Source organism: Shewanella sairae, assembly GCF_023283535.1.
In the GTDB taxonomy this organism is placed as follows: domain Bacteria; phylum Pseudomonadota; class Gammaproteobacteria; order Enterobacterales; family Shewanellaceae; genus Shewanella; species Shewanella sairae.
In genome coordinates this window covers 1-21120 of the sequence record NZ_JAKILT010000052.1, presented here as the reverse complement: position 1 = coordinate 21120, position 21120 = coordinate 1, and the positions used below count along the sequence as shown (strand labels likewise).

Sequence of the window (21120 nt, the reverse complement as noted above, 5' to 3'; positions counted from 1 at the left end):
AAAGCCAACTCAAAGGAGTTGGCTTTTATTTATCAATGCATTAGCACTTACTAATTCATTTTTGGCATATGCAAATTAAAAACTTTTACTTACGCCAAATACGACGCGATCGTCGAAGATTTTTGTTTGGTCACCATAAACAAGGTGTGATTCATCAACTGAGCTTCCGTGGTAGCGTAAATCGAAAGTCAGTCCAACGTAATTAGCTTCAACACCAAGGTTCCAGTGAGTCCAACCTTCTGCGCCTTCACCATCAAGATCTTGATAGCCGAAAGAACCCGACAATTTAACGCCGTTATTAAAGTCATAGCTTGGGTGAACCGCATAGTTCACCCCCTGCCAGCCATCAACACCAAACCAGTCGTCTAACGTTGGTGTAACTTCGAGCTGAATATTTGCTTGACCAAACTGCTTAGCCACACGTACCCAAAGCTCTGTGTAGTTTGAATAAGAAGCACCAGGATAAAGATATGAAAATACCATGACATCATAAGTAAAACCGCTATCGCCGAATGCACCTGCTTTACCAATATAAGGCGCGGTAACAATTTCTAAATTCGGATCAGCAAATTTGATGTTCGAAGCAAATACACCTGTGTACCAGCCGTCATCATTAGCCCAACCAAGTGTGCCCTGTACCACTGGTACATCGCCGTCCATGGTTTCAGATTCACCACGGAACACATAGTCAGTTGCAAACTTAACATTGCCGCTAATTTGGCCGCCAAGCAGTTCGTTATCATCAGCAGCGACTGCGCTACCCATGGTTGCCATTGCTAAACTGCCTAGCATAATTGCATGTGTAAATTTCATAATCATCATCCCAATATTTTCGATCTAAGTTATCAATCTAAGCTGTCAACTTACGCGGTTAATTGATTTAGTTAAGCTTAACAATATCAGCTTATACTAATCTAGCAATTAGCCTAAGTTTACAATTTAGGTTTTTATCTAAGCTTGTCTCTATATTTAGGAAAAGCTTACTCTCAAGTTATTAACAACCTTGAGAGTAAATATGAATTAAAAAACCAACATTGTGAAAAAATATGAATGAGGAATGCTAAGAGCCCACTTTCTTCCCTAGCTGGCCTTTTGCAGTAATAAGCCTTTTAGTTCCTCTATCTGTTGCTTCAGCTCTGCAACATCAGCTGCGCTAGCAGGTTTGTCAGTGTCATCAGCCTCTTCACCGCGCATTGCGGCGGTTTCTTGGGTCATTACATCTAGCACAGCACCTACCATCATATTCAAAAATACGAACGCGGTTAAAAAGATAAAACTTAGATAGTAGATCCAACTCAGCGGATATACCGCCATGGTCTCGTACATGATTGAAGTCCAAGACTCGAAGGTCGATATTCTAAACAAAGTCAGCATAGCAACCGACACATCGCCCCAAAGGAAATCATTAACATGGGCGAAGAACATGCTGCCAATCGCGCCATAAATGTAGAAAATCACAAACATCAATAATGCGATATAGCCCATGCGAGGAATCGCTTTTAACAGCGCATTAACTAGCATTCTGAGCTCTGGGATCATCGACACTAGACGCAGTACTCTAAAAATACGCAGTAACCTTGCCAGCAATATTGCAGAGCCCCCGGCAGGAATTAGACTACCAATCACAATGATGGTGTCGAATACGTTCCAACCATTACTGAAAAAGCGCTTGGGGCCGTCGCTGGCTAAAAAGCGGATCACAATCTCGATGGCAAAAAATACTGTAATACCGATATCAAGCAGTGCGAGACTGCTCTCCATCCACCCTGGTAAGTGGTAGGTGTGCGCGCCTATTGATAGCGCTGAAACTACAATAACGAAAATAATGAAGCCTTGAAAAAACTTACTATTATCGATTTTCTTTAGTTTTGACTGTAAGCCAGAAACATTCGCAAGCACGTTGTGCTCCTATTAAATATGCAATAAACACGGTCTAAACAACGCGCATCACAGACGTGCGCGTCAAAGGATCGCGCAGTGTAATAAGCAAGGCTTAATTTTGTGTTAAATCCAAGTGACTTTGCAAAGCCGAAGACAAAAGAATGGCACAAATCAACAAGGGGAGAACTCCCCTTGTGTTGACACAATAGAACTCAATAACGTTCTATTGTAGGCACTCCATTGGATGAGAACCATCGAATGAGAGCCGTTGAGTCAGCTTCATTTAATTAGTTCAGCTCTGAGATTATTTGCTCTAGATTTGCTGCAACCCAATTTCTTTCAATCGCGCCCCAATGATTTATGCGGTAATAGCCGGCATTATTGCGCTCACCGTCTTGGACAAACTCACACTCAATGGCTAAATCTGCCAGCGCTGCGATGGCGTCTTGTAGGGTACGCCGAGGCATTTCTGTTAATTTGTGTAGCGACAACAAGTTATGACGCTCACTATCGATTAAATAAGCGATATACAACTTTCTTAAAAAGGCTTTCTGTTGTTTCGAACCAGTAAAGTTAAGACTCATATTTTTAGCGATTGTTATTAAGAGTTGCCGATAAACTACGTGATTGAGCATAAATAACAAGTAGCCGAGCAGTACATTTACCACAATATGTTGCCAAATATGTCTCACTGTAGCGAAAACCTCTGCCATGCTGATATAGTCGATTAGAACAGAGGAGCTAAGGCAATCACATGAACGGTGACACATGAGCAGTAATATGGATAACAAGCTAGAGCATGAAACGCATGCCGAACAAAAAACTGAGATAGAACAGTCATCCCACTCAGCCGCAGCAACGAGCATAAAACAAAAATCGACTGAACAACCTAACGCCTCTCAAGATAACGCCGAAATGGCGATATCGGCGCCACTCGTTAAAACTCACCGTGAACACACAAGCCACCAGCCTATCGCCCCTGAGCAATGGCTGAGTTTCGATCAAGTCCCCCTCGACCCCGTGCACGCTAACCACTACACGCAAGTGAATACCGAGAGCCTAATATTTAGCTGTTTATTATTGGTTGTCGCTTCATTAGTGCTCATCCTTCCCGGCGATTTCTATCCTGCAAAAGTGCTCGCTGTCAGCCTAGGTGCACTATTAATCATTAGTGTGGTGAGCTATGTGCGCTATCGGCATGCTAAGTCACTGGCTTACGTCGTGTGTGAGCATGAACTGATTATGCAGCAAGGTTTTTGGTGGGTTAAACGCACCTCGCTTCCCTATTCAAGACTGCAGCACGTTAGCCTCAGCCATGGTCCACTCGAGCGCCACTTCAACTTAGCGACGTTAAAATGTTTTAGTGCCGGCAGCGGTAGCGCCGAAATCGAATTGCCAGGCATAGAACAGCAAACAGCTGAGAACTTACGCCAACATTTGCTGGCACAAGCTGCCAAAACCAATCCAAGTGTTGCCACTGAATCCAAGTTAGCAGCAGAACCTGTTGATCAAATAAACCTTGAGTCATCGGAAGTGGAACAGCAAATACTCAAGCAGACGACTCGCTCGTCACAAGTTGCAGCAGACAATAGCACTCAAGACAAAGCAATGAATAAGCAGATGACTGCGCAGCGGGGACCTGCCGATGACGCATAAATTTAGCGATTGGTCATCGCTTTCAGCTTGGTCGATTATCAGTTTTACCTTGCTTGCGTTAAAGCAATTGTTTAGTAGTGGTTATGCCATCATTCCAGTGGTTTATACCGGTTGGCAAAAAGGCTTTAACAGTCCTTGGGTGATTGTTGCCATTGTTGGCGTAATTACTGCCATCTTTATTTTTAGCGTACTACAATGGCTCAAGTTTCGCTTTAAGATTGAAACCGATAAGCTCATTATCAGCCATGGCATTGTCTTTAAAAAAGCCGACGAGCTACCCTTTGCTAAAATCCAAAATGTCCGCTTAGAGCAACCACTGTATTTTCGGCCTATGGGGCTTTATCGGATTATTGTTGAAACAGCTGGCTCTAAAAGTAATGAGGCTGAGCTATCAGCCCTTGATTACAAAGATGCCCTCACGCTAAAAAAACAATTAATGGCTGAACATGCTGCCGGTAGTCCATCAAATTCAGCAGTAAACCCGACAGCCCACACTGCAACGCAAGTTAATAACGTTAGCCGTAAGAGCTTAAAACAGCTGCTGCTGTTTGGGCTATACCAAAATAACGCCATTTGGTTAGCCGTTATTCTAGGGCCTATTTTTGGCCAACTCGACTGGGAGTCGGTAGAAAACCTACAGCAAGTACAGGCGATAATGACATGGTATGAAGCTAATCTTGCCAGTAGTATGCTGCTGCAGCTGTTGCTCGCTTGTGTGGCATTAATCGTGTTTTACCTACTTTTTTCAATCCTATCGATTATTTCAGCGGTCCTAAAATACTTCCCCTATAAACTGAGTCGCAGTGGTAATACCTTGCACCGCACCGGCGGTATTATTGCCAAACAAAATGATGCCTTGGCCATTAAGCGCATTCAAGTTATAAAGTTTTACCAACCTTTAGTGGGTCGATTACTAAAGTTATGGACGGTTTACTTTAAACAAGTGCAAGGCCATGAGATTGAAAGCCGCGGCAATACCAATATGCTGATCCCGAGTATGACACGATCCGATATTAGCGCCTTGATACCCGATCTTAAGGGCATAGAAGCAACGGCCAAAACATTGCCAACTCGCTATCAGCGAATTCATATGGGCTGGTTTTGGCGCAGAGGTTTACTGCCATTATTAGTCCCCAGCATCAACACCTATTTTTTAGGCTTAAATCTATTTACTGACATTTTATGGATTGCAGCAGGTATGTTTTCTGTTGGTATTTATCTTAAGTATCGCCAATATGGCTATGTACTTGAAGACAATAACCTTTGGTTTCACTCTGGTTTACTCGGCCATAGCTGGCAATTGATTGCGCTTAGTAAAGTGCAACATATTGCGATATCTCAATCGCCAAACCAAATACGCAGCGGCTTAGCAAACCTTGAAATCGGCCTCGCGAGTGGTACAGTAAAGTTACCCTATATTTCTATTATTGCCGCGCGCGCAATTGCCGAAAAATCACTTGCGCTTATTCATAACGACCACCGAAACTGGATATAGCAATGAACAAACTTGCATCGGAACACACATCTGCTCAGCCTATTACCCCGGATAAGATTATTCACTTTTGGTTTGAAGAAATAGAACCCAAACAATGGTGGATAAAAGACTCAACGTTTGATGCACTAATCAAACAACGATTTGGAGAACTGCTTGAGCAAGCCATTCTGGGCGAGTTATACCATTGGCGAGCGACTCCAGAGGGACGACTGGCAGAGATAATTGTATTGGATCAGTTCTCGCGAAACATCTACCGTGACACGCCTAAAGCCTTTGCTGCCGATCCTATTGCGTTAGTGCTGGCGCAGGAGGCCGTCGCACTCAATTGTGATTCTGAGTTAAAAGCCAAACAAGTCCCCTTTTTGTTCATGCCTTATATGCACAGCGAGTCTAAAGTGGTGCACGACGTTGCCGTAAGATTATTCAACCGAGAAGCCGCCCAAGGTAACTTAGACTTTGAGTTAAGGCATAAAGCGATTATTGACCAATTTGGGCGCTACCCTCATCGCAATGCCATTTTAGGGCGCGAATCAACAGCGGAAGAAGTCGCGTTTTTACAGCAACCAGGGTCAAGCTTCTAGTTTCACACCGGATTAGCCTTGATAAAATGCACAAAAAAGCCAGAAACACTAGCCGTTTCTGGCTCAACGTTAATCCTTATGGCGGTTAATCAGTCACGCATTACTTGACTACCAATACCGGACACTTAGCTTTATTTGCTAAGGTTTCGGCTATATTGGGGTTTAATAGATGAGATATCCCTTGGTGACCATGACTGGCGATGACAATCATGCCAACATCACCAACTTTGGACTCTTCCAATATTTGATCGAGTGTATCGCCTTTACGTAAAACAGTTTGCACAGTCAGTCCGTGATTTAGATCCTGTAAAATCTGTGCTTTTAATTTATCTAGATTTTCATCCGCAGCCGCTTTAATTTGTCTATCTAGCTGCTCTGCAGATTCCATAGCAACCCCATAGTGGTATTCACTGAAAGGCTCGCTCATCACGTGCACTAAACGCAAACTGACACCATATAAATTCGCCATCTCAATCCCGTAACTAAGAGCATGAGAAGCCGTTTCAGAAAAATCTGTTGGGCACAAAATTTGTCGGGTACGCATAAATTCTCCTCAACCTCATCAAATGTGACTCGATTGCCAAGTAGGCTAGTTTTGAACAACATAAACTAAACGGTAAAGCTCACTTTTTAACGCGCTTTCAATTGCTTTATTTTACCACCAACACCGGACATTCAGCGCGATTAGCCACTGCTTCAGCAACATTGGTATGTAGAAAATGTGAAAGCCCTGTACGCCCATGGCTGGCTATCACAATCATTCCTCCCTCAGACACCTCGGCTTCTTTTAAAATCTGCTCAGCCGCACTGCCATGTCGAATAACCGACTCTACAGAAAGATCGCTCTTTAACTCTGTTAATAACTGCTTCATATTCTCTGCCGCCGAATCCTACATGCTTTGAGCCAGCTCTTGCGGCGTCACTGTAAGTATTTGGTAATTATCCACTCCCATTGGCTGCTCAATGACATGCACGATACGTAGACCAACATGATATAAGTTCGCCATTTCAATCGCATATTTTAGAGCGTGGCTCGCGGTTTCAGAAAAGTCTGTTGGGCATAAGATTTGACGTGTACGCATAATCAGTATCTCCAAAGGTTAATCAGCTCGAATAGCATCACTCGTTGCAATAGCAAACCCTTTTGCTCATCTAATAAGATTAGTCATTAAGCCACTCACGCGCCTGTTTTTTGCTATCAAAAAACTTAGCATCATAAGGGGTAAACCAATCAGCTATTTTCGCCATCCATTGCTGTAATTTACCCTCACCAACGATAGCGATTTTTTCGAAAGACTTCCCATGGGCGATACCTATTTTTAAATCATCCCAAGCCGCTCTTAATTCCCAGCCTTCAAGCTCGGTAATATCTGCAAGTACATTAATCTCAGGCTCATCAACACCTGCAATTGCTGACTCCAGCATAGGCACCATGTATTGATAATCTTCATGGGTGAGCTTACCTACTGCAACAAATGTCATATAGAACTTGCTGCCACTGCGCTCAATTCCTACTGATATACCATGTGTTTCAACACTCATGTTTACTCCTTAGCATACTAAGTACCTACCTTAATTTTAGGACGTTAGCGATAAATGAATTTGACCTTGATCACGTTTTGTATCGGTATTTGATCTTTCATAAAAACTTCATTATATTTAGACCGACTAATCAGTCGGTTAATTTAACAACATTCTGGAGCTCGGTTAATGAACATGCATATCGACAATAAAACAATGGCGCCACTTAGTCAGGTACTCGTTAAGTTACGTAGTTGCTATATGGCACAACCCGCTCCAGCTTACGATGCGAGAATTGAACACCTTAAAAGTCTCAAGGTTGCTATCTTGGCTTATCAGCAAGAGTTGGTTGAAGCACTTAACCGTGATTACGGTAACCGCTCAGTCGATGACAGCATGATTTCAGATATCATGCCTTGCATTAACAACATCAATTACAGTCTTAAGCACCTTAAAAGATGGATGAAGCCTAGCTCTCGTCATGCAGGACTGCTGCTGGCTCCCGCAAAAGTTAAAGTGCATTATCAACCTCTAGGTGTTGTAGGTATTATCGTGCCGTGGAACTTTCCGATTATGTTATCTGTCGGACCGCTTATCACCGCTCTAGCTGCCGGTAACCGCGCCATGATTAAGTTATCTGAATTTACTCCAGAAACTAACCAAGTGATTAAAGCCATGCTAAATAGCGTGTTTGATGACTCTCACGTGGTCTGTATTGAAGGTGAAGCAGAGGTTGCAGCGGAGTTTTCATCGCTGCCTTTCGATCATTTACTGTTTACCGGCTCAACCACTGTAGGTCGCCATGTTATGCGAGCTGCAGCAGATAATCTTACGCCAGTTACATTAGAGCTTGGTGGTAAGTCGCCTGTCATAGTGGCAGATGACATTGATATGGATATTGCAGTTGAACGCATGATTTATGGTAAATGCCTTAATGCCGGTCAAATCTGTGTTGCCCCGGACTATGTGCTAGTGCCTCAGGCTAAACTCGATCGTTTTATCCAAGCCTACAAAACCAAATTTACCAGCATGTATGGTAACAAGGTTAGCGACAACCCTGATTACGGCAGCGTGATTAATCAGCGCCAATTTGACCGCATCATGCAGGTACTTGAAGACGCCAAGAACAAAGGCGCCAGTATCATCAGTGCCAATGATGAACCGATAAACCATGATAAGCGTAAAGTGCCGACGCAACTGATTCAACATAGCTCTAATGATATGTTGTTACTGCAAGAGGAGATTTTTGGGCCACTATTACCCGTGATCCCTTATGATAACTTAGATGAAGCCATCGCCTATGTTAACCAGCGTCCACGCCCATTAGCACTCTATTTAATGAGCTTCGATAGTCAGGTTCAAAAACAGGTACTCGCCCACACCCACTCAGGTGGAGTTTGCATTAATGAAACCGTATTTCACGTTGCTGCAGATGACGCTCCGTTTGGTGGTATTGGTCCATCAGGTATGGGGCATTACCATGGTAAAGAGGGCTTTTTAACCTTAAGTCACGCTAAAACAGTGCTGAGTCGCGGCAAGTATCTCAATACTGGTAAGCTTGTTCATCCGCCATATGGCAGCTTTATTCAACGTTTGCTGATGAAGTTATTTTTACGTTAACTAGATAGCAGGACTAACTATTCAATGAGTCGCACCGATAAAAAGCAAGCGCTACTAGATACAGCCTTAGCGCTCTTTGTCAGCCAAGGGTTTTATGCCACTTCTACCGCTTCTATCGCTAAACAAGCTGGCGTGGCTACCGGTACGTTATTTCATCATTTCTCGTCAAAAGATGAATTAATGCAGCAACTTTTTTTGTCTATTAAGCAAGAGTTTGCCGACGCCATAACATCACAAATCAATCAACAATCTGATTTGAAAGCTGATACGCAGCACCTGTGGCAAGTCGCAATCAATTGGGCGTTATCTAACCCATTAAAACAAGAGTTTTTTCAGCAGTACTCTATGTCGCCATCGATCCCATCAGAGATCAGACAACAAGCAATGAACAGCATATTAAGTTTCATGGGTGAACTTATATTACGCGGCAAAAAAACAGGCGAACTAGCAGATTATCCGCCATCCTTGATGCAAGAGAGTTGTCATGGTCAATATTTAGCTGCTACACGATATTTTCTCGATAACCCTAACAAGTGGCAAGATGAAATATATAAACAGGCTAGCTTTTCAATGTTTTGGAACGCAATGAAGGCCTAGCGAGGTCATTTTTAACAAACTCATGGATGAGCCTTATAGCCGTTACTGTGTTGTTGATGTCATATTCAAAGGAGTGAATATATGCTGAGAATGAAAACCGAATGCGAACAATGTAGAGCGAAACTGGCTCGTAAAGACGTTGCCTATATCTGCTCATTTGAATGCACTTATTGTAAAAGTTGCAGTGAAGAACTACATTTTGTCTGCAAAAATTGCCAAGGTGCACTGGTGCTTAGACCGCCAAGATTAATCGAGCCATTTAAGGTACCTGCAGCAGAGTTGAAAAATAGCTTTTTTAGCTAAACAAAACATCAACCGGAACACTAAAGCCAGCAATAATGCTGGCTTTATAATTTATAGCCTATTGTGGCAACCAAACACTGACACATAAACCTTTTTCATCACGGTTATGCAGGCTAATTCGTCCATCGTGGGATTCAATAATCTCACGGCATAATGGCAAACCTAAGCCAGTTCCTGACTGTTTAGTTGAATAAAATGGCAGTAAGGCTTGTTTTAACACATCGGCTGACATACCAGATCCCGCATCCTTAACCTCAATGCATAACTCTTGTGGGCTATTAGGTTGATTAGCCTGTTTTATCTCTAGCGTGACCTTAGAAACCTCAGAGCCTGACTCATGAGCATTTTTGAGCAAATTAAGTAATACTTGTTCCATTTGAATAAGATCAAAATACACCTCAGTTGTTGGTCGCTCCCCGAGTAATTCAAATTGATAATGTTGCTTTAGCTGTGCCGTTAACGTTTGCCAATCAACTTTAGATTTACTCGGTAAAGGTAGCTTAGCAAAGCGGGCATAATTAAAGATAAACTGGCTTAAATGACTTGTTCGGTCTTCAATGGTGTCGAAGATGAGCTGTAATTTAGGGTCATTCAAGTCTTTAGTGATCATCCGCCCAGAGTTGACCATAGAGGCTATAGGGGCCACCGAGTTGTTGAGTTCGTGGCTGATAATACGAATAACCTTTTTCCACACTGCAACTTCTTGGCGGTTAAGTTCGCGCGTCATCTGTTTAAGCAAGATAAGATGATGGAATTGGCCATTAAGTAAAAACTGGCCTCGAGATAGATGCCAAGTTTGCGCGTCGTCATCGGCGTTATCTGTTAGTGAAAACAGACCATCTTTAGGATTATTGAGCGCACTAATAAGCTCTGCAGATCCACCTTCGAGCAATACATCAAGTTTCATCCCCTCGACTCTAAGCCCGCCATAAAATAGATGCCGCGCGGCGTCATTGGCATAGATCACCCGCTGCTCATCATCGAGCAATAACATTACATTTGGCGAGCTTTGGATCACTTTATCTAGCAGCAGCTCTCGTTGATAAATATACTGACGCTCTTTACGTAGGGTTTGCGCAGAGTCATTAAAGAGATTGGCTAAAGCCTGCAACTGCTTATCACCCGTTACTGGAATGCTGACGCTAAAATCGTTATCTTTAAAGTTAAGTAGCCCAACCTCTAACGCCATCAGACTAGAAGCTAGGCTACGAGTGCCAACATAGCTTATCGCTGCGGTTAATAAGATTGCCAATGTAAATAGCAACAAATATAACCAAGACTCAGTAACAATACTTTGTTGTACCTCGGCTGACGCAAACCAAAGCAATCCCATAAACGCTAACAACAGCCCTGCTGCGCACGCCAAAGTCGCGCTAGCAATCAACTTAATCCTTAATGAAACTGTGATACCTGAACTCCTGTTCTACTTATCAATTTGATACTTTTGCATGCGGCGATAAAGCGCTTGCCGGCTCAAGCCCAAAGACTTAGCAACTCTGGCAATCACCCCTTTATGCTGTTCAAGTGCCGCCTCGATATCAGCTTTTTCATCTGTGACTGACTCTAGGCTCGCAACAAGGTCGTTATTAACCTGCTCGTTTGGCTGGCTTTGGCTGTGAGTTCGCGCTTGCGGTTCAACCGCCTCAGTAGTCGCCTCCGCTAAAACCGTATTGACTGCAGCCTCACTTGTTAAACCAAAATCGGCTGCGACTAACGCAGTGCTTTGCGCCAAAATAACCGCTCGCTTACAAGCATTCTCTAGTTCACGCACATTTCCAGGCCAATGGTGAGCTTGCAATGCTTGCTGCGTTTGGCGAGACAATGAAAAGTCTGCTCCAACAAAATGCTGTACTAATGGCAATACATCATCTTTACGCTCATTTAGCGCAGGCAAAGCCAACTCAATGACGTTGAGGCGATAGAAGAGATCCTCCCGAAAGCGTCCAGTTTGAATATCTTCAGCTAAATCGGCATTGGTGGCACTAAGCACCCGCACATTCACTTTACGAGTCTGATGGCTACCTAAGCGCTCAAACTCACCAGTTTGCAGTACCCGCAGCAGCTTAACTTGCCCAGACAATGGTAAATTACCAATTTCATCTAAAAACAGGGTGCCACCATCGGCAGCTTCAAAGCGGCCAATTCTAGCCTTGGTCGCCCCAGTAAAAGCCCCCGCCTCAGCACCAAAGAGTTCAGCTTCAAGCAAGTCCATCGGCAATGCGCCAATATTGACCTTAATAAACGGCTTATTTTTTAGTGGTGAGTTAGCATGAATAATATCGGCAAGCTTGTCTTTACCCGCGCCATTCGGCCCAGTAATTAACACTGACACATCAGATTTTGCGATTTGTAATGCTAAATCTACGCAGCGCTGCATGGCGCCGCTATTAAAAATAATACCGCAGAGGTCAGCATTTTTAATAGCCACCATGCGCTGACTTTCAACTCGATTTAACTGGGCATTCTCTTTAGATAAACGATGCAATGAAATGAGATTATTAATACTGTTAAGCAGCTTGGCATCATCCCAAGGCTTACCCATGTAATCAGCTGCGCCCTCTTTAACGAGTTCAACTGCAATCTCTAGTTGGGTCCAAGCTGTTAGCAAGATAATGGGGAGGTCTGGTTGCTGTTGCCTAAAAGCATAAAACAGGCTTTTTCCCTCTTCACCAGATGTAGTGTCTTGAGTGAAATTCATATCTTGTACCACCAGCGCCACGTCATGCAGTTGTACTAGCTCTAGGGCGACTTCCGGCGATAAACAGGTAAGGGTGCGGTAACCATTGAGCTCTAACATTAAAGACAATGCATTACACACAGCTTGGTTATCATCGACAATCAGAATGGTATCCATAAACGCTTTTTTATTACTCCTTTAGTCATTCTTAAATTGCCGCATTGAGTTTGCTGCTCTTTACTAAGCTCTATCAATTAGCCGTTGTTAATTAGCTAGACTGAATTAACCGCTATCAAACTAACTGAAAGCCAAACAGAGTTAAAGTACCTCACTCTATTTGGCTCGAATTTAACAACTACTCAGTGTACGTTTACTTAGTATTCTATACACTGCGAGTCGCTGTTGCTGGTGAGATTTTTGCCGCTTTTTGCGCGGGTAAAATTACCGCGATGGTAGTCAAAACCAACAAACCTGCGACAGTGACGATAGGATAAATAAGCTCTAGTTTAGGTAAGCTATAAAGCGTCATTAATTGCTGACCAAGCTGCACGGCGATTAATGCGCCGAGTCCCCCGCCGGTTAAACATATCAGGTAGTTTTCAACTAAAAAGAAACTCACAATATCGCGCTTTTTAGCCCCTAATGCGCGCCGAGTACCAATTTGCTTGGTACGGCGCTCGATATTAAACATCACCATGCCTGCCAAGCCTAACGAGGTGATCAGTAGCAGCAACACTACCATCATTGAAAGTACAGTTGCCATCAACTCATGATCTCGATATGAGCTGTTGCGGTGCTCTTTGATAGTTGTAAAGCCTCGAACGACACGGTTCGGGTGCTCTTCATGCAGCGCAGCAGGAATCGCTTCTTTTAAATCTGCAATGGCAGACTCATCGGCGCGCACTAAATATCGGGTAAAAGATCTGCCCAATTCGGTATTGAGGATCACACTGCGATTGATGTTTGAGTTGTTCACCCAAGCGCTTTGCAAACGCTCGACCACACCAATAATTTTAATGGGTTGCTCGCCAATATTACCGCGATACATTATCTGACCTACAGCAGTCTCATCAGCAAAAGTATCTTTAGCAAAGTCTGCTGACACTATGGCCAAACTTGCCAGCTCAGGGCCACCGCTACTCACCTCGTCAGGGTGAAAATTTCGTCCCTCAATCAGCTTCACGCCTAAGGTCGGGATCATCTGTTCATCACCATAATAAAGCGCGGCGTTAGGGGCTTCCTTGCGATCCTCTTCACTGCTGCCATAGGTGAAGTTAGAAGACCAGCCACCACCACTGAGTGGCGTCATGCTGCTCGATGTGGCAGCCTTAACCCCGTCAAGGTTACGGATGATTTCTACATCAATCAGGTTCTGCTTATTCGGATCGATGGCATCATCGAAGTTATAAATTGTTAAATCAAAAACTTCAGACTCAGCAATGCCCGAATCTCGTGATATTAATCCTACACGCTCTTTAATGATAAAACTCGCGTTGGCAACAATTGCAACAGACAGAATGATCTGCACCAGTAGCAGTAATGGTCCACTTTTACTGCGCGTCAACATGCTCAGAATAGGTTTAATTTGCAACATAGTAAGCTCCTTTCTCACTCTGTACCTTATTGGCTCTTGAGGTAAACACTAGGGTTAGTACTGCAGATGCGCCAAGCGGGATAAATACCGGCAATAATGGCTGCAGAAACGGCAATCACAGGTGCGATAACCCACATGCTTTGGTCAAGTTGCGCAAGCGATGCTTCAAGTTCAAACTTAGACGATAAGAAGTACAGTGCAGCCCACGCCCAAAGTAGCCCAAGTGCCCCGCCACAAAACCCGATTAAGCCCACTTCAACGATATGCTGTGAGAAAATTTGCAGTCGACTGGCACCAATCGCTCGCCTTACCCCAACCTCTGGCGCTCGCTTTAAAAATTTTGCGAGTAACAATCCCAGCATATTCACTAGACAAACCACCAAGAACAACACACTTAAGCCAACCAACACCTTGTTATCTTCTGGAACCACGTTATTAAAATTCAGCCACTGAGCAACATCGCTTATCTCACCATGAGCATCTGCGCGCTTGAATCGACCAATAAGTTTTTGTTGCTCAACATAAGCTGCTAGCCATTGTTGATACTCTTGTTTTTTAGCGGGTGTATCTAGCTCAACCCAATATTGCAGCCAATGCATCTCAGAGTTAAGCCTGTCTTGATAGGTGCGTATATCTTCATGACGCCAGCTTTGGTTATTGCCCCAGCTTTCATACTCCTCAATTGGCGCGAGCGAGAAAGGCACATAAACACGGGCTGAGTCATTAAAGGCACCATTATTAACATCGTAATATTTAGGGCTTGGGTTCCACTTCTCTATAACGCCGACCACTTGATAAGGTTTACGGTTCAGTAGTAGTGTTTTACCTACACTATCACCACCGCCAAACACCTCTTGGTTCAACTCCTCGTTAATGACCACCTTGTAGCCACCCTCTTCATCCACCAGTTTGTCCCAGCGACCTCCGTAGGCAAATGGCACATCAAACAAAGCAAAGAAGTCGCCTTCGGTCACCCTTACACTCTCTAAAATAGGCGAAACATTCACATCTTCAGTTTGCACTGCAAGCCCGGTTCTAAACATCGCAGCTTGCCTGACAGGCACCTTACTCTTACTCAGGTTATAAGCATCTTGATAAGTGATTTGCTCGTTAATCGTCTCCCAAAAATTATTATCTTGGCTCATCAACTGCACGGCAAACAACTGCGATGAACGCTCACCAGCAGGATTAATTGACGCCATTTTATAAACGTTCAATGTGGTAATGGTAATGCCTATACCAATCGAAATAGCTAACACCATGAGTAGCGATAAAAACGGCGTTTTTTTAATGCTGCGCCAAGCGAGATCTAAATAGTAAAAAAACATTATGCTCTCCTTAGCAAACCATTAAGCCACTGACACAGCATCGGCAATAGATTGAGTCTTATTATCTGTCTGACCCGATTGATACATAGTGAAGTCACATACTTGGCCGTCGACAATCTGAATATTACGCTGCGCTCGACGAGCAAGCTCTGCATCGTGGGTGACCATGATTATCGTCGTGCCCGCCTTGTTAATGTCCTCTAGTAGTTCCATCACCTGACGTGCCATTAGGCTGTCTAGGTTACCGGTTGGCTCATCGGCTAATAAGAAACGTGGCTCACCAGCTAGTGCTCTAGCTATTGCCACTCGCTGCTGTTGACCACCTGACAATTGAGTAGGTAAATGCTTCATCCGCGCCGCTAAGCCAACTTGCTCAAGAGCACGCTCCACGCGTACCTTTCGCTCTTTGGCACTAAAGCCGCGATATCGCAGTGGTACTTCAACGTTCTCAGCTAGGTTAAGATCTGAGATAAGATTAAAGCCCTGAAAAATAAATCCAATTTTCTCATTTCGAATCACGGCGCTTTTGTTATCGCTCAAATTAGAAATGTTAACGCCATCAAGAAAATAATCGCCGTGGGTAAAGCCTTCGAGTAAACCTGCTATATTCAAAAAGGTCGTCTTTCCTGAGCCAGATGGCCCTGTAACAGCAACAAACTCACCTTCATTTACCTCTAGATTAAAGTCCCGTAATGCGTGGGTTTCTACTAAATCGGTTTTAAATACTTTGCTGATATTCTTCATTGATAACATGGTTGATATTCCCTTAATTCTGTCAGTCCAATCTGTTATAAAATGGCTAATCTTTACTTAAAACATGTCTATTAACATTGATGATATTGCTTAGTTTATCGTTGCCAGCAGCCACTCAATCGCCTTAACAATTAATTGCTGAACATCAAAGCAAGACACCTCTGAAACTCTGCCTAAATTCAATGGTGCTTCACTGCCTATCTCAATCAAATTCAAACCGATAAACATCCAGTCTCCCGCTCTTTCGGTTGAAACCTGTACCGCTGCCACTAGCAGCATGAGTATCGCTGCCGTAATCACTTGTTGCTTGTTAAGTCTGTTGTTAATCATTGTCTACTCCCTTATCTGACTAGCGGACTAATACTTGTTCGGCTTTCTTAAAAGGCTCGATGCTTGATGTCACCCAAACATCACCAACCTGTCCGCCTTGAATTACTTCAATGTGGCTCATGCTGCGAGCACCTAACTGAATAGCTGTTTGCGCGGCAATATCATCGTGCATCACATACACTTGCTGACCACCGCCACTGGTGACAAACGCGCCGCGTTTTACCATCAGTACATTAGGGCGGTGCTCGAGTAATACTCTTGCTGACAAACGCTGATTTTGGCGTAGCTGTAGCGTATCGTTTTGCTCAAATCTGACTCTTGCAGTAACTTCACGATTGCGTACTTCAGGTGAGATAGAAGACAGCTCTCCCATTACGGTTATCGAGCCAAAACTCAACTCAACAGCCATGCCTATGCCTAACTCATCGGCGTAAGATTCTGGTACGGCTAACTCCGCTTCAAACGCACTTAAATCAACAACGGTTAGAATCGGTTGGCTTTGACCAATACGTGCCTTTTGCTCAGTGAGCCAATTACCGATAATGCCGCCAACAGGGGCTTTGATATGCAGCGCTGCCACTTGACGCTCTAACTCTTTAACCACTAAGGCCTGACGGTCGACTTGCAAAGCCGTGTTTTTAAGCTCGAAGGTTAAGGTGTCTTTCATCAACTGCGCTTCTTGACCAGCATGAGCGAATAACAGCTTGGCTTTATGCAGATCATCTTTGCTCTTTTCAAAGTCAATTTTACTAATCAGTTTTGACTCAATCAGTTGATCACCGCGGCGGCTTTCACGATCAGCCGCTTCTAAATCAACTTTAGCCATATCAAGAGTTTGCTGCGCTTTGAGTTGTTGGCGACGCGCTTCTAAGCGAGCACGTTCTAAAGAGCTTTTCATTCCCTCAAGTAAGGCTTGTTGTTGCTTAAGGCTGTTAGTGAGCTTGTGACTTTCAATACTGGCAACCACATCACCTTGCAGTACAGTGTCGCCAGGTTTAGCGATTAACGTGACAGAGCCTTGCTCTGGGCTATATAAAACTGGCGCATTGGCAGCAACAATCTTGCCGGTAGTGGGAATATCGCGAACTAAAGTGCCGCGCTCTAAAGTGGCAAATCGCAATTCAGAACGTTTGATAGACGTAGCGATTGAGTCGCTCCCCATGCTCGACCAAACCAGACCAGAAACAAGCAAGGCTGCAATACCAAGCATTGCTGGGCCCTTAAACTTGCTCTCCTTACTTTGTTGCTTAATGGTGTCTTGTCCGCTGGTATCCTGAATCATCTTCTTTCCCTAAAGTGTCCGTTCTAAGCATTACTCGCTTACGATAGGTCTATTAATACAATCTCTATGCCAAAAGTAGATATCGACATTTTAACCAAGAACAAACAAATACTTAGATTAGCGATTAGGATGTAAACTCGCCTTAAGTGTCCGCTAAGCGGACTCAAAACTGTCCGTTTTAAATAAAGAGTGTCCGGCTTAGCAATAAGTGTCCGCAATAAGCACCTTATAAAAAACAACCCAAAACTCTCTTAACCACAACCAAGCATTAACAACGATATTTCACTTTCAACACGATATTTAAAGGTCTGCTTTAACGATATTTCGTGGTTGGTCGATCTTGCTCCAACTTATTCCGGTTAATCCCTCTATTTGACGCCTTGGCATGCTAGCTGCTCTATCTCCCCATAAATAAGAAATTCAAAACTAATTTGCTTTAGTTAAATAAAAAATAGGGAAAATGATATGAATAAGAAACTGTTAGCATTGCTAATTCCATCCATACTCATGGCAGGTTCAGCCCAAGCGGTTGAAATTTACAATGACCAAACTAACAGCATCAAAATGATGGGCTGGTTAGGTTTTGCAGCCATCAATGACACTCACGACACCGCAGTTGTTGATAACTTCTCTCGTGTAGGTTTCCGCTTTGACCGCCAAGAAAAAAATGGCTGGCGCAGCTTTGCTCACACTGAGTGGGGCATCAATATGGTGACCAGCGATGATTCGTTAAATTACACTGGCGGTCAATTAGGCGCAGAAAAAAGCTCAGATTTCCTGTTTAACCGTCTAGGTTATGTCGGTCTATCTAACGACAAATGGGGTAGCTTAACGTTCGGTAAACAGTGGGGCGTCTATTATGATGTGGCCTACACTACCGACGTACTCAACGTTTACACGGGTTACTCTGTTGGTACCTATACCTTTGGTGATGGCGGCCTGACAGGCGCAGGTCGTGCGGATTCAGCCTTTATCTACCGCAACTCATTTGGCAACTTAAGCTTTGCACTGCAATACGCAGCTAAACAAAATGGTGATGTGGCACTGTATGACAAAGACGGCAAGCCAATTAACGATGGTTCACACGTTGATTTTGATACCAGTTATGGCGCTAACGTTGCTTATCATTTCAGCGACAAATTCAAGATCTTGGCCGCCATTAACCGTGGTGACTTTAAAGGTGAGTTAGCTGGTAATCGTGTTGATGATACTAACGAAATCATCGGTATTGGTGCTCAGTACGGTTCATTCTATCAATATGCGCCTAACCGCGATGCAGACGGTTTCTATGTTGGTTTTAACGCTCATAAAAGTAAGCAGAACGAGCTAGTTGGTGGTGAGCTATATGACTCAACCGGCGGTGAATTTATGATTGCTTACCAATATGAAAACGGTTTTGTGCCTAGCTTCTTGTTGTCTTACCAAGACTTAGACACAGATGCATCAACTGAAATCAAAGGTGATTGGACACGTCAATTTGCGGTAGCAGGTCTTCACTACCGTTACAGTAACGACACCATTATGTTTGCTGAAGCGAAATTCGACTTTAGCGACATGGACGATAAGATCTACGAAAACCTACAAGACAACAGCTACTCTGTTGGTATTCGTTACTTCTTCTAATTAGCGCAATGACTCAAACGCGCTTTCCCCCTTTACTGCGCGTTTGAGTCAACTTAATCAAGCTCATGTTCCCAAAACTATTGAGTTCTCATCATTCTCAATGCCCCTGTAACATAAGCTCCCTGCAATAAAAAAACACTTCCTAGGAAGTGTTTTTTTATTAGACTATCAATAGATCAAATACAGCAGCAACTAACACAAACCCAGCTTTTTCATCTTACTTTTTAATGTATTCGGGTTAACATCAAGCAACTCCGCCGCCCCACCAGGGCCATAGAGCTTACCACCGGTTATGCGCATGGCATGGTTGATGTATTTACTGATCATAATATCGAGTGGTACCAGCTTATCGCTAGCATGACTAGGGTCGACAATAATCGTTTGCCCATTTGGAGTTGCTACTTCTTCTTTAACGACCGCCGTCAACAAATCAAAACTCAATGGGCCCATTGGATTTTGAATTATCGCCCGCTCAAGCACATTAATCAGTTCTCGCACATTACCCGGCCAAGCGTAATTATTTAAAATGCTTAGCTGCTCAGGCATCACTCTAGGTAACTTATCCAAATTAAATTTGGCCGCTAACATTTCAATAAAGTGTTGCACTAGCAAAGGAATATCACTGCGGCGCTGACGTAGTGAAGGAATATCAATAGGAAAAACCGCTAAGCGATACCATAAATCCTCTCGAAAGGTTTTGTCATGCACCATGGCCTGCAGGTTTCTATGAGTTGCTGCAATCACTCGGATATCTAAATCAACACTCTCATAACCGCCAACCCGAGTGATAGAGCTGTTTTGCAGCACTCGTAATAAACGCACTTGCGCCGATAATGGTAGTTCGCCAATCTCATCTAAGAAAATCGTACCGCCATTAGCTTGCTCAAAGTAACCCGCCTTACGGGTTTCAGCCCCAGTAAAGGCGCCCTTTTCATATCCAAACAGTTCAGAATCAATTAACGTATCAGGGATCGCGCCGCAATTGACCTTAATAAAGGGTTTACCCGCACGATTAGACTTGGCATGAATCGCGTTAGCGATAACCTCTTTACCGCAACCGGTTTCGCCTTGCATCAATACACTGGTATTTAGTGCCGCAATAGCATCCACTTGTACCATGACTTTTTTTAAACCGCCGTCAGCTCCCACCACACCATCTGGGGCAAAAATACCGCGCTTCAAATTATCGTTTTCTAGGCTTAACGCTTGGTTTGCTCTCAGTAAATTTCGACCACGTAAGTTAAAAGCGGTAATTAATGAAAACGTATCTTTATGAGGCTCAATCAGATCCGCATGCAGAGGTTTAAATTGCCCGGGCTTTTTAGAATAGAACCCGACCACCCCGAGGTGAGTATTATCACTGACCATGCGCAGTAATATGACAGAGGCAATTTCAGGGATCACCTGTGGTGCCACAAAGCTGGTCACTTTATCAAGCTGAATATCATTAATAATGCGAATGATAGGCCGGTCATTTTGTTTTAGGCCGGTTTCCATTTCATCAGAGATCTTCACTTGTTTGTCCAGCGCAACTGCTTGATGTTCATTCACATGGGATAAAAATTGAATATCGCCATGCTCTGGACGATAAATATTCAAAAAAATGCCATCTATCGGCAAGTGTTGCTTAACAAAGTCGTAGTAACTTTGCAGTGCCACCTCGAGTGACAAGCTACTGCATAAGCAGTGAGTTGCTTGATAATAAAATTGCTCTTTCATTCAAATCTCGAGTTAACCACGAAGTTTCGTGATGGTAGTTCATTATCTTTTATGTTTCTGTGCCCCTGTTTGTAGTGGTCAAGTAAAACTGGACACGGACTTGTACGTATTCCAAAATCTTCGTTCAGATTCATTTGGGGTCAAGCCGCCATTATAACTA

General features: G+C 43.6%; 20 protein-coding genes and 1 pseudogene. 7 read left to right on the top strand and 14 right to left on the bottom strand.

Annotated features, from left to right (window positions below; all coding sequences use genetic code 11):
- Positions 1 to 75: 75 nt before the first annotated feature.
- The 3 genes from L2748_RS18275 to L2748_RS18265 form a co-directional block, all read right to left on the bottom strand.
- The gene (locus L2748_RS18275; protein WP_220781944.1) at positions 76 to 813 is read right to left on the bottom strand and encodes a TorF family putative porin; all 738 of its coding nucleotides are present in this window, start codon (positions 811 to 813) and stop codon (positions 76 to 78) included.
- Positions 814 to 1080: 267 nt separating this feature from the next.
- Positions 1081 to 1899, bottom strand: a complete 819-nt coding sequence (locus L2748_RS18270) for an ion transporter (protein ID WP_220781945.1) — start codon at positions 1897 to 1899, stop codon at positions 1081 to 1083.
- 269 nt (positions 1900 to 2168) lie between these two features.
- Entirely contained in the window at positions 2169 to 2465 is a 297-nt protein-coding gene (locus tag L2748_RS18265; protein ID WP_220781962.1) for a helix-turn-helix domain-containing protein, read from the bottom strand.
- 184 nt (positions 2466 to 2649) lie between these two features.
- Between L2748_RS18265 and L2748_RS18260 the strand changes: the two genes are divergently transcribed.
- Genes L2748_RS18260 through L2748_RS18250 form a run of 3 tightly spaced genes read left to right on the top strand, consistent with a single transcriptional unit; the run spans position 2650 to position 5613 of the window.
- Positions 2650 to 3537 (top strand): PH domain-containing protein, encoded by an 888-nt coding sequence (locus L2748_RS18260; protein ID WP_246616190.1) that lies wholly within the window; start codon positions 2650 to 2652, stop codon positions 3535 to 3537.
- Entirely contained in the window at positions 3527 to 5032 is a 1506-nt protein-coding gene (locus tag L2748_RS18255; RefSeq protein ID WP_220781946.1) for a PH domain-containing protein, read from the top strand. The genes L2748_RS18260 and L2748_RS18255 overlap by 11 nt, the downstream gene beginning before the upstream one ends.
- Positions 5033 to 5034: 2 nt before the next feature.
- A complete protein-coding gene (locus L2748_RS18250; protein ID WP_220781947.1) occupies positions 5035 to 5613 on the top strand; it encodes a DUF924 family protein in 579 nt (192 codons plus the stop codon).
- 100 nt (positions 5614 to 5713) lie between these two features.
- Here L2748_RS18250 and L2748_RS18245 read toward each other — a convergent pair whose 3' ends face one another.
- From L2748_RS18245 to L2748_RS18235, 3 genes and pseudogenes are all read right to left on the bottom strand, one after another.
- Positions 5714 to 6157 carry a universal stress protein gene (locus tag L2748_RS18245; RefSeq protein ID WP_220781948.1) on the bottom strand — a complete coding sequence of 148 codons (444 nt, stop codon included), beginning with the start codon at positions 6155 to 6157 and terminating at the stop codon, positions 5714 to 5716.
- A 106-nt stretch (positions 6158 to 6263) separates the two neighbouring features.
- Positions 6264 to 6695, bottom strand: a pseudogene (locus L2748_RS18240) (universal stress protein).
- A gap of 79 nt (positions 6696 to 6774) precedes the next feature.
- On the bottom strand, positions 6775 to 7155 hold the full coding sequence (locus L2748_RS18235; protein ID WP_220781949.1) for a SpoIIAA family protein: 381 nt from the start codon (positions 7153 to 7155) through the stop codon (positions 6775 to 6777).
- Between the two features lie 168 nt (positions 7156 to 7323).
- Between L2748_RS18235 and L2748_RS18230 the strand changes: the two genes are divergently transcribed.
- The 3 genes from L2748_RS18230 to L2748_RS18220 all read left to right on the top strand — a co-directional run bounded on the left by L2748_RS18230 (position 7324) and on the right by L2748_RS18220 (position 9654).
- A complete protein-coding gene (locus L2748_RS18230) occupies positions 7324 to 8754 on the top strand; it encodes a coniferyl aldehyde dehydrogenase (protein WP_220781950.1) in 1431 nt (476 codons plus the stop codon).
- A 24-nt stretch (positions 8755 to 8778) separates the two neighbouring features.
- Complete coding sequence (locus L2748_RS18225; RefSeq protein WP_220781951.1) at positions 8779 to 9351, top strand: TetR/AcrR family transcriptional regulator; 573 nt, start codon at positions 8779 to 8781, stop codon at positions 9349 to 9351.
- An 81-nt stretch (positions 9352 to 9432) separates the two neighbouring features.
- A complete protein-coding gene (locus tag L2748_RS18220) occupies positions 9433 to 9654 on the top strand; it encodes a DUF1272 domain-containing protein (protein ID WP_220781952.1) in 222 nt (73 codons plus the stop codon).
- A gap of 58 nt (positions 9655 to 9712) precedes the next feature.
- Here L2748_RS18220 and L2748_RS18215 read toward each other — a convergent pair whose 3' ends face one another.
- The 7 genes from L2748_RS18215 to L2748_RS18185 form a co-directional block, all read right to left on the bottom strand.
- Complete coding sequence (locus L2748_RS18215; RefSeq protein ID WP_220781964.1) at positions 9713 to 10987, bottom strand: sensor histidine kinase; 1275 nt, start codon at positions 10985 to 10987, stop codon at positions 9713 to 9715.
- A gap of 90 nt (positions 10988 to 11077) precedes the next feature.
- A complete protein-coding gene (locus L2748_RS18210) occupies positions 11078 to 12508 on the bottom strand; it encodes a sigma-54-dependent transcriptional regulator (protein ID WP_220781953.1) in 1431 nt (476 codons plus the stop codon).
- Positions 12509 to 12713: 205 nt separating this feature from the next.
- Positions 12714 to 13925 (bottom strand): ABC transporter permease, encoded by a 1212-nt coding sequence (locus tag L2748_RS18205; RefSeq protein WP_220781954.1) that lies wholly within the window; start codon positions 13923 to 13925, stop codon positions 12714 to 12716.
- A 26-nt stretch (positions 13926 to 13951) separates the two neighbouring features.
- On the bottom strand, positions 13952 to 15253 hold the full coding sequence (locus L2748_RS18200) for an ABC transporter permease (protein WP_220781955.1): 1302 nt from the start codon (positions 15251 to 15253) through the stop codon (positions 13952 to 13954).
- Positions 15254 to 15274: 21 nt separating this feature from the next.
- The gene (locus L2748_RS18195; protein ID WP_220781956.1) at positions 15275 to 16006 is read right to left on the bottom strand and encodes an ABC transporter ATP-binding protein; all 732 of its coding nucleotides are present in this window, start codon (positions 16004 to 16006) and stop codon (positions 15275 to 15277) included.
- A 90-nt stretch (positions 16007 to 16096) separates the two neighbouring features.
- Positions 16097 to 16336 carry a hypothetical protein gene (locus tag L2748_RS18190; RefSeq protein ID WP_220781957.1) on the bottom strand — a complete coding sequence of 80 codons (240 nt, stop codon included), beginning with the start codon at positions 16334 to 16336 and terminating at the stop codon, positions 16097 to 16099.
- A gap of 19 nt (positions 16337 to 16355) precedes the next feature.
- Positions 16356 to 17618 carry an efflux RND transporter periplasmic adaptor subunit gene (locus L2748_RS18185; RefSeq protein ID WP_220781958.1) on the bottom strand — a complete coding sequence of 421 codons (1263 nt, stop codon included), beginning with the start codon at positions 17616 to 17618 and terminating at the stop codon, positions 16356 to 16358.
- Positions 17619 to 18083: 465 nt separating this feature from the next.
- Between L2748_RS18185 and L2748_RS18180 the strand changes: the two genes are divergently transcribed.
- Positions 18084 to 19241 (top strand): porin, encoded by a 1158-nt coding sequence (locus L2748_RS18180; RefSeq protein ID WP_220781959.1) that lies wholly within the window; start codon positions 18084 to 18086, stop codon positions 19239 to 19241.
- A 192-nt stretch (positions 19242 to 19433) separates the two neighbouring features.
- On the opposite strand, the gene L2748_RS18175 is transcribed toward L2748_RS18180, so the two are convergent.
- Positions 19434 to 20960 carry a sigma-54-dependent Fis family transcriptional regulator gene (locus L2748_RS18175; RefSeq protein WP_220781960.1) on the bottom strand — a complete coding sequence of 509 codons (1527 nt, stop codon included), beginning with the start codon at positions 20958 to 20960 and terminating at the stop codon, positions 19434 to 19436.
- Positions 20961 to 21120: the final 160 nt, after the last annotated feature.